Genomic DNA, 8,964 nt, shown 5'->3' with positions numbered 1-8,964 from the left:
ATTTCATTTTATAATCTCCTATTAATTTTTATTTTTTATTATCTATTTAATAATTTTTACTTTTTGATTTACGCTTTAATTGAATCAAATATTTTTCTTTTTTAATTTCTTTCAAATTCATTATCACAAGACTCACAAGAACGATAACGAATATCACGGTTGAAATTGCGTTAATTTCGGGGCTTATTCTCTTTCTCGTCATCGAATAAATCGTAATCGGCAAAGTCTGAGATGTAATTCCAGTAGTAAAATAGCTTATTACAAAATCGTCCAACGAATAAGTTAAAGCCATAAGAAAACCCGCGACTATTCCTGGCAAAATATCGGGTATAACTACTTTCCAAAAAGCCAAAAACGGAGGACATCCCAAATCCAAAGCCGCTTCGTATAAACTGCTGTCCTGCTGTCTCAATTTCGGCAAAACATTTAATATCACATAAGGCGTATTGAATGTTATATGAGCGAGTATTAAAGTGGTAAATCCGAATTTCAATTTCATTATTACGAATAAAAGCATTAAAGAAACTCCCGTCACAATTTCGGGATTTATTATCGATATATAAGTTATTCCCATAATCGCGCTTTTAATTTTTTTATTGAAATTTCCAATTCCTATCGCCGCCATAGTTCCGAGTATTGTCGCGACTATGGAAGATATTACTGCAATTATTATGGTATTAAAAAAAGACTGAAGTATAAGCTCGTTTGAAAATAATCTTTTATACCATTCTAAAGTGAAGCCTGTCCAGATTCCTCTTCCTCGCGCTTTATTAAAAGAAAAGAAAATAAGAACGGCTATAGGCGCGTATAAAAATAAAAATATAAAAGCTATGTAGCATCTTAAAAATATTTTTTTGAAAACCGTTTTATTTATCATAATAATATATCCTTAATTTCTTCATCGTTATCGTCTATCTGTTGCATAAGCATAATCGCGCATAAAGATATTACTATCAATACCAAACTTATTGCCGAACCTAAATTTGGATTATAAGACATTCCTAAAAATTGCATCTCTATCAAATCTCCAATTAATATATTCGAGCCTCCGCCGAGCATTCTTGAAATTACGAAAGTGCTTACCGCCGCCACAAATACCATTGTGACTCCCGAAGCCATCCCGGGCAAACTCAAAGGAAATACTATTTTATAAAAAACATTAAAAGAATTAGCCCCCAAATCCTGCGAAGCTTCTATTAAACTTTTGTGTATTTTAGTCATTACCGAATATAACGGAAGAATCATAAACGGAAGATAATTATAAATCATTCCAATCAATACCGCCCATTGAGTATTTATAAGTTTTACGGGAGAGAGTCCCATAAAAATAAGCGCTTTATTTATTAGTCCGTTTTGTTCTAAAATGCTCATCCAAGCGTAAGTTCTTAAAAGAAAATTCATCCACATAGGAAGCATTATTAACATTATAAGCGCGTGCTGAATAGTTTTACTCTGCCTTGAAATATAATAAGACAAAGGATAAGCGAGAATTAAACATATTAAAGTGGATATTAAAGCGAGTATAATCGAACGCATTATAACGGGAGCGAAAGCCGAAACATTTGCAAAATTATTAACCGTAAATTTTCCGTCTTGATTCGTAAACGCAAAATATATAACCAAAATTAGAGGAATCAAAGTAAAAATTAAAGTCCAAATTAAATAAGGCATAGCCGAAATTTTTTCTTTCATTATATCAAAACCTCCTCGACTTCTCTTTTCATTATATGTATATTTTCTTTTGCAATATCTATTCCGATTTCGCTTCCTTCTTCCCATTTTTCCGTAGAATGAATTATCCATTTATAGCCATGCGCGTCCAATATCATTTCGTAATGAACTCCTTTAAATATTGCCGATTCTACCAAGCCAGATATATTCGCATTTTCGGGAGAAGTGACTATTATATCTTCGGGACGAATAACGACATCGACTTTCTCCAAACTTTCAAATCCTTTATCAACGCAATCGAAAATATAGCCCGCAAATTCAACCGAATAATCCGCATGCATTATTCCGTCTATTATATTGCTCTCGCCGATAAAGTCCGCGATAAAAGCGTTTTTCGGTTCGTTGTAAATATCTTGAGGAGTTCCAATTTGAAGAATGTCTCCGTCCTTCATAACCGCAACCGTATCGCTCATAGTTAGCGCCTCTTCCTGGTCATGAGTCACATAAACGAAAGTTATTTCCAAAGACTGCTGAATTTTCTTTAATTCTATTTGCATTTCTTTTCTTAATTTCAAATCCAAAGCGCCCAAAGGTTCGTCAAGCAAAAGAACTCTCGGCTTATTTATCAAAGCTCTCGCAATCGCCACTCTCTGCTGTTGTCCGCCCGAAAGATTATTTATATTTCTTCCGCCGTAATTTTCAAGATTAACCATTTTAAGCATTTGATGAACTCTGTCTTTAATTTCCGATTTATTTACTTTTTTTAGATTGAGTCCGAAAGCGATATTTTCAAAAACATTTAAATGAGGAAATAAAGCGTATCTTTGAAAAACCGTATTTACTTCTCTTTTATAAGCGGGCATATCGTTTATAACTTTTCCGTCAAAAAAAACTTTTCCAGAATCGGGTTTAATGAATCCCGCAATCGTCCTTAAAATCGTAGTTTTACCGCAGCCCGAAGGTCCCAAAAGAGTTAGGAATTCCTTATCTTTTATTTCCAAATTAAGATTTTCCAAAATGGAATTTTCGCCGTAAGAAACATTGATATTTTGTAATGAAACTATTATATTGCCGTTCAATTTTCACTCCCTATGCGTTATTTCGGGATAGCTAAATTACTTATATACTAATGTATAAAACACAGTTTACTCGTCGCTACCCGCATAGGGCTTTTTCGTTCCAGCAATATTTTTAATAATGCCTTTCTTAGTCAACAGATACACCTGCAAAGAATATCTATTTACCGCTATCGCCGATTAATTTAATCGTTATTTTATTATAAATAAAAAATAATGTCAATAGAAAACTACTTGTAAATTATAGAAAAAATTATTCCCTCAAAAAACCGTATTCATAAATCTTCGACTATAAATTTTTTACCAATCGGTTAATATATCCAAAAAATTAAAGAACCCTTATATTTATTCAATTATAAATCTTCAGGTAAAAATATATTTTCGCCTTCTTTTAATCTAATTCGTATGCCTTCTTCCGATACTTGAAATAAATCTGCCAATTTGGATATATCGGTTATATTTTCAAGCAATAAATTTCTTAGCAATTTAAGAGGTATTAATATTTCAGAAGCCAATCTATTAGCTTGTTTTTCGTATATATTGGAAAGTCTACTACGATACATTATACCATCTGGAATATCGGTTAAATTATCGCCTATCCTATCCTTATGTAATAAAAAGTGCGCTATTTCATGCGCTATAGTAAATCTTTGTCTATTTTTATTATCTTTTTCATTAACATATATAACATATTTATTATCCTTTTTTAAAATAGCTCCAGATATGTCATTCTTAAAAGAAGTAGAATAAACGGAAATGCCTAAATCGTTGGCTAATTTTATAATTTTAACAGGATAATTGGATTGGTTAGATTTTATAATATCATTTTGTTTATCCCAAGTCATCATCTTTTATTTCTCCTTTTTTTATGCTATTTATATTAATTAATTTTTTAATTTCTTTTTCGCTTTTCTCTATCTCTACACTTAATTTTTTTTCATTATCTGACTTTATATTTATTAAATCCTCAATTTGCTTTCTCGTTTCATCAATAGATTGTTTATGTTCATATAATACTTTATCTACTTCTTTTAATTTATCTCTTATAGTCGTAAAATTAAAGTAAGCGGCTATTACTATTCCAACTCCTATAATCGCAATAAACGCCTGCAATATTCCAACATTTAGAGATAATATTTCATTACTACTTTTACTTATTATAGAATTTATCAAATATCCAAAATCAAAAAAATACTTTATATTTACTATAATGGATATAAGAACAATAATTAATAGAGCAATACAAAATACTATTATTGATAAGTATAAAATATCTCTAATAAATTTTTTAACTTTTTCCATGAAAATATTTTCGTATTATAGATTAATAAATTTTAACTATTTAAAATTAGCAATATCCATACCTATTTTTTTCTATAAATCTTTATTCTAATATATCGGTATTCTAATCTAATGCTTTGTTTACGGAAGTTGTTTTTCTTTATTCTGTATTTCATTCTAATCTCCTTGCTTTTTGTATTTATACAAATATTATAAATATAATTAAAAAAAATCAATACCTAAAAAATTTTAATAATTCTTACTTTATCTAAATTCTAAAAATCCCCTCTACTCCAAACCTCCTCAATCTCTCCCTGCAACAAAATCGTCCTCTCAATCACCGCTATAACTCTAATCAAATGCTTAATATCGCCCAAAGTCAAAATCTCTCTCGCCTTAATATATTTTTCAATCGGCTTATAACCGCCAATAGAATAATCGTAAACTTCTTTTTTTACATTTTCAAAATATTGTTTTTCGTTTATATAAATTCTTTTTTCCTCTTCATTATATTTACAATAAGATATTTTATGCTCGCCAGAAATCGGATAACTTGCTTTAGCTTCCATGTCATTGCGAGCGATAGCGTGGCAATCTATTTTTTGGATTACTTCACTGCGTTCGTAATGACGGTTGACATTTTTCAGTAAATGCAAATCAATCAATTCGCCGCCAAGCGTTTGAAGTTTGTCAAAAATATTTTTATCTTTCGTAAACGGAATTCTCGGATAATCGTATTTCAAATCCTCTTTATAATTTTTTCTGTAAGTCGGGCAGTAAAGAATCGCGTAGATATAATTCAAAATTTCTCTCGGATTATCGCTTATATAATTTTTCAAAAACTCATTAAAAGAATTCGTCCAATTCGGCTTGCATGAATTTTCAAAATTTAAATCGCCCGCGGAATTTTCTTCATATAAATAAAGCGGCGCAATATAATCTCGTCCGCTATTAACATGAGCATCTATAATTTTACTTGAAATAAAAGCATGTCTATAATCATTATCTGTAACATTTCTCGTGAAAATTAAACCTATATTTTCTTTATTTAAAATATGTTTCATTGCATTATATCTTGGATAAGCAACAAATCCTTGATTTTTACTATAATAAGTATATCTAAAATCAAAATGTCTATAATGAACAATTTCTATATTTCCATTATTTTCTATAATATCTTTTTGTGCTTTATTTACTCTCCAATCTCGTCCATTTTTAACATTATATTTTTCAAAAATTTCATTTTCCGATAAATTTCTAAAATCATTTAAAATATTTTCTAATTTCTCTTTTGTTAATTGTATTGCTAAACTGTCTTTATGAGTTTCAATTCCATTATTTGCAATATCAAAAATTTCAGTTAATCCTATAAATTCATTTAAATATTTTTCATTACTTTTTACCTTCGTAAACCAATGATATTTTTCATCGTCTTCCAATTTAATTAATTTTTCCGAATAAATAAATTTGTCTTTTAAATATTCTTTTTTATATTCTTGCGAACCGAAAATTTCATGAAAGTAGACTTTACAATCGTCATTGCGAGCCGACTTGTCGGCGTGGCAATCTATTTCTTGGATTGCTTCGGCAGTAGCCTCGCAATGACAATCTCCAGCCGCGTCATTGCGAGCCTCGATAGAGGCGTGGCAATCTTTATCTGGATTGCTTCGGGCTTTGCCCTCGCAATGACGCGGCTGGAGATTGTCATTGCGAGCGTTAGCGTGGCAATCTATTTCTTGGATTGCTTCACTTCGTTCGCAATGACTTTCTTTATTTTTCTTATTTCCCGTTTTTACAAAAAATGCAATACAAACGCCGACTTCCTTTATATTAAAAATATTGAAATCCGCAGAACCATCGGGACATTTTTCGCCTTTATTCACATTGCCATGCAAATCCAAAATATAAATTTCGTCAAATGTTTGCATAAGTTTTCTTCTCATTTCTCTATGCGTGACGCCGCTTATAAAAGAATTATTTACTATTATTCCGATAATTCCCTTTTCGGCGCTTTCCATTTTCCAATGGGCGAATCGAATAAATTTTATATAATCGTCATCCAGATTAATTTTCTTTTCGTTCAAATTCTCTTTATAATCTTTAAGCAAATTTTCTATCCATTCCTTGCGGTTAATTTCTTCCGATTTATTATTGTAAGGAGGATTTCCCATTATAACCAAAATCGGCTCTTCGTTTTTTATTTTATAAGCGTTGTCCGATTCCGCCTGCATTTGAGGAAACATTTTTACCTGTCCGCCCGCGCTGTTGTCGAGCGTATTTGTCAAATATAATTGAAGCCGCTCTTCTTTCTTATAATCGTAATGCAAATCTTTCAAATATTCATGAATTCTAAAATGCGCCAAAACATAAGGAACGATTAAAAACTCGAAACCGTAAAGCCGTTTTAAAATAAAATCCGAAACTATATTCTCCCAGATTCCCGATATTCCGTTTTTCTTCGCGTTTTCAAAAGCTCTCTCAATCGCGCCGAGCATGAATGTTCCCGTTCCCGCCGCAAAATCCAAAATATGCACTTCTTCTCCGTAAATGCCGTCTGCAATATTTAATTTATCTTTCAAAATTTCGTCAATCGATTTTATAATATATCTAACCGCTTCTATTGGCGTATAAAAAACTCCGCGCGCGTTTCTCGTTTTGCTGTCAAATTCTTTCAAAAAATATTCGTATGCGTAAATAAAAGGGTCTTCTTTATCCGTATCATGCTTTTCTTTATAAGAGAGTTTATCGTAAAATATTTTTTCGTCATAAGAATTGATTGATTTTATTATTAAATTTATCACATATATAATATTTTCGTTCAAACTATTGAAATCTATTCTCGATAAAAATTCTCTAAAAATCGGAATATATTCGGGCATATCGTTAAAAGAATTTAAATCGACATTTTTTCTTTTGTTTAATCTATAAAATAAAAGCGAAAAAGAAATTATTTGGGAAAACGCGTCCGCAAAATCTTTATCGCTCAAATCGTTAAAAATCGTATTTTCAAACAATCCTTTAATATGATTTTTCAAATAGCTTTCTTCATTTTCAAGTTCCAATTCTATATATATTTTTAGCATATTCGTTTTTCTTGCAAGCGAAGATAAAAAATAATCTTTCTTGTCAATCTCTTTAATTTTATACGATAAAAAATCTTCAATAATATTTTCAAAAATTTTGTCCGCGTTTTTTCCTTTATTCAAACAAACTTCATTTTTAATTTTTATTTTGTTTTTGTCTAAAGTTAAATAAATAAAATTAATATAATCGGTATAAATTAAATTATTATGCTTATTCAAATATTTTAAAAGCTGTTCTTTATAAATATTAAAATTTCCGCCGCCTTCGATGGCTTTATGCAAATCGAATCCGATATCTTTGCATTCTATAAATCCTATAATTCCTTTGTCTTCGTCCATAGCCGTAAAATCTGGAAATACTCTGGCGTCCGCGGAAACTTCCTGCTGAATCGAAATACTGCTATTTGGATAAAGTTTAACCGCAAAACTTTTTAGCATATTTTCCAAAGGCGTTCTATAAGTATGTTCGTTCGATATATCTGATTTTAATTTCTCAATTTCTTTTAAATAGTTTTTAATCATAGTTTAAACCTTTAGTTTTTATCTTCTTATTCTTTTTTATCTTGTAATCAATGTTATATTTTTTACAGAATTCTATTGCTTCTTGATTATGTTCTTTATACTCTTCTTGAGCAAGTTTTATTAATTGATTTTTTGAACTTTCTTTTATTTTTTTATTATTATTACTTAATTCATAAGCCATTATAAAATCTTTTATAGCTTCTTCAGTTTTTCCTAATTCTAATTTAGCCAAACCTCTATTATAATATGCTTCAGCAAAATTAATATTTAATTCTATAGCTTTATTATAATCTTCTATCGCTTCGTTTATGTTTCCTAGATTATATTTAACAATTCCTCTATTATAATATGCTTCTGAATAATTTGAGTTCAATTCTATAGCTTTGTTATAATCTTCTATCGCTTCTTTCATTAATTGATTATATTCTTCACTATTTTTTTCTTTAGTATTGGCTAAATCATATTTAGATTTTCCTCTGCCATTATATGCATTTGCATTTTCATTATTTAATTCTATAGCTTTATTATAATCTTCTATAGATGATTTTAAATTACCTAAAAGTGCTTTGACATTTCCTCTATTTTGATAAGCTATTGAATAATTAGGATTTAACTCTATAGCGTTATCAAAGTAACTTATAGCTTCTTTATATTTTCCTAAAATAGTTTTAGAAATTCCTATGTTATTAAATGCTCTATAATTTTTATTATTTAATTTTATAACTTCAATAAAATAATATATGGAAGATTGATAATCGCCATTATTATATGCTTGAAGTCCTTTATTAAATAATTCATTCTCTCCTATTATTTTTTCTATTGTATTATCTTTTTTTATTTCAATATCTTTTTCTATTTTCTTTAGTTTATTTTCTAATTCTTGCATTAATATATTGGACTTTTCTTTAATTATTTCTAATTGCTCTCTTGCTTGATTTAAAATATTACTACTAACAAAAAATCCAATAAGAGTAAATACAATCATTATTATCGAAAGAAAGGCAAACCAAAATTGCAATATATCGTTCGAGTTTTTCATTATTTCATTCATAGAACTTTCAAGCATTTTAAATCCGACTTCAAAAGAAAGTTTTAATTTATCTACGCTATCGTTTTGTAATTGATTATCATTTGTTTGAAGTGAATTTGTATAAATATTTTCATTAATTCCGTTAGTTATTATATTATTAAAAATATCACTCATTGATTTTTCATAATTTTGCAAAGTGTTATCAAATCGATTTTCTATATTTTTAGAATGACAAAAATATAAAAAGACAAAAATAATTATTGATAATACAAATAAAAATACAAATGAAAATATATAATAT

Annotated in this window: 7 protein-coding genes; all 7 read right to left on the bottom strand. The window is 29.0% G+C overall.

Annotation, left to right across the window (positions count from 1 at the left end):
• Positions 1 to 46: 46 nt before the first annotated feature.
• Positions 47 to 877 (bottom strand): ABC transporter permease, encoded by an 831-nt coding sequence (locus tag ACR0QS_RS08015; protein ID WP_432632921.1) that lies wholly within the window; start codon positions 875 to 877, stop codon positions 47 to 49.
• Entirely contained in the window at positions 874 to 1,692 is an 819-nt protein-coding gene (locus ACR0QS_RS08010; RefSeq protein ID WP_432632920.1) for an ABC transporter permease, read from the bottom strand. Before ACR0QS_RS08010 ends, ACR0QS_RS08015 begins: the two co-directional genes overlap by 4 nt.
• A complete protein-coding gene (locus tag ACR0QS_RS08005) occupies positions 1,692 to 2,750 on the bottom strand; it encodes an ABC transporter ATP-binding protein (RefSeq protein WP_432632919.1) in 1,059 nt (352 codons plus the stop codon). Before ACR0QS_RS08005 ends, ACR0QS_RS08010 begins: the two co-directional genes overlap by 1 nt.
• Before the next feature lie 350 nt (positions 2,751 to 3,100).
• The gene (locus ACR0QS_RS08000) at positions 3,101 to 3,592 is read right to left on the bottom strand and encodes an ImmA/IrrE family metallo-endopeptidase (RefSeq protein ID WP_432632918.1); all 492 of its coding nucleotides are present in this window, start codon (positions 3,590 to 3,592) and stop codon (positions 3,101 to 3,103) included.
• A complete protein-coding gene (locus tag ACR0QS_RS07995) occupies positions 3,579 to 4,049 on the bottom strand; it encodes a hypothetical protein (RefSeq protein WP_432632917.1) in 471 nt (156 codons plus the stop codon). Before ACR0QS_RS07995 ends, ACR0QS_RS08000 begins: the two co-directional genes overlap by 14 nt.
• 254 nt (positions 4,050 to 4,303) lie before the next feature.
• The gene (locus ACR0QS_RS07990) at positions 4,304 to 7,633 is read right to left on the bottom strand and encodes a type ISP restriction/modification enzyme (RefSeq protein ID WP_432632916.1); all 3,330 of its coding nucleotides are present in this window, start codon (positions 7,631 to 7,633) and stop codon (positions 4,304 to 4,306) included.
• A partial coding sequence (locus ACR0QS_RS07985) for a tetratricopeptide repeat protein (RefSeq protein ID WP_432632915.1) occupies positions 7,626 to 8,964 on the bottom strand: 1,339 nt, incomplete at its 5' end. The genes ACR0QS_RS07985 and ACR0QS_RS07990, both read right to left, overlap by 8 nt.

Source organism: Brachyspira sp. (assembly GCF_050873525.1).
In the GTDB taxonomy this organism is placed as follows: domain Bacteria; phylum Spirochaetota; class Brachyspiria; order Brachyspirales; family Brachyspiraceae; genus Brachyspira.
This window is presented reverse-complemented; position numbering and strand designations above follow the sequence as displayed.

Coding starts and splice junctions, on each gene's coding strand:
- ACR0QS_RS07990 (WP_432632916.1), bottom strand. CDS start 7,633: ATGATTAAAAACTATTTAAAAGAAATTGAGAAATTAAAATCAGATATA.
- ACR0QS_RS08000 (WP_432632918.1), bottom strand. CDS start 3,592: ATGACTTGGGATAAACAAAATGATATTATAAAATCTAACCAATCCAAT.
- ACR0QS_RS08015 (WP_432632921.1), bottom strand. CDS start 877: ATGATAAATAAAACGGTTTTCAAAAAAATATTTTTAAGATGCTACATA.
- ACR0QS_RS08010 (WP_432632920.1), bottom strand. CDS start 1,692: ATGAAAGAAAAAATTTCGGCTATGCCTTATTTAATTTGGACTTTAATT.
- ACR0QS_RS07995 (WP_432632917.1), bottom strand. CDS start 4,049: ATGGAAAAAGTTAAAAAATTTATTAGAGATATTTTATACTTATCAATA.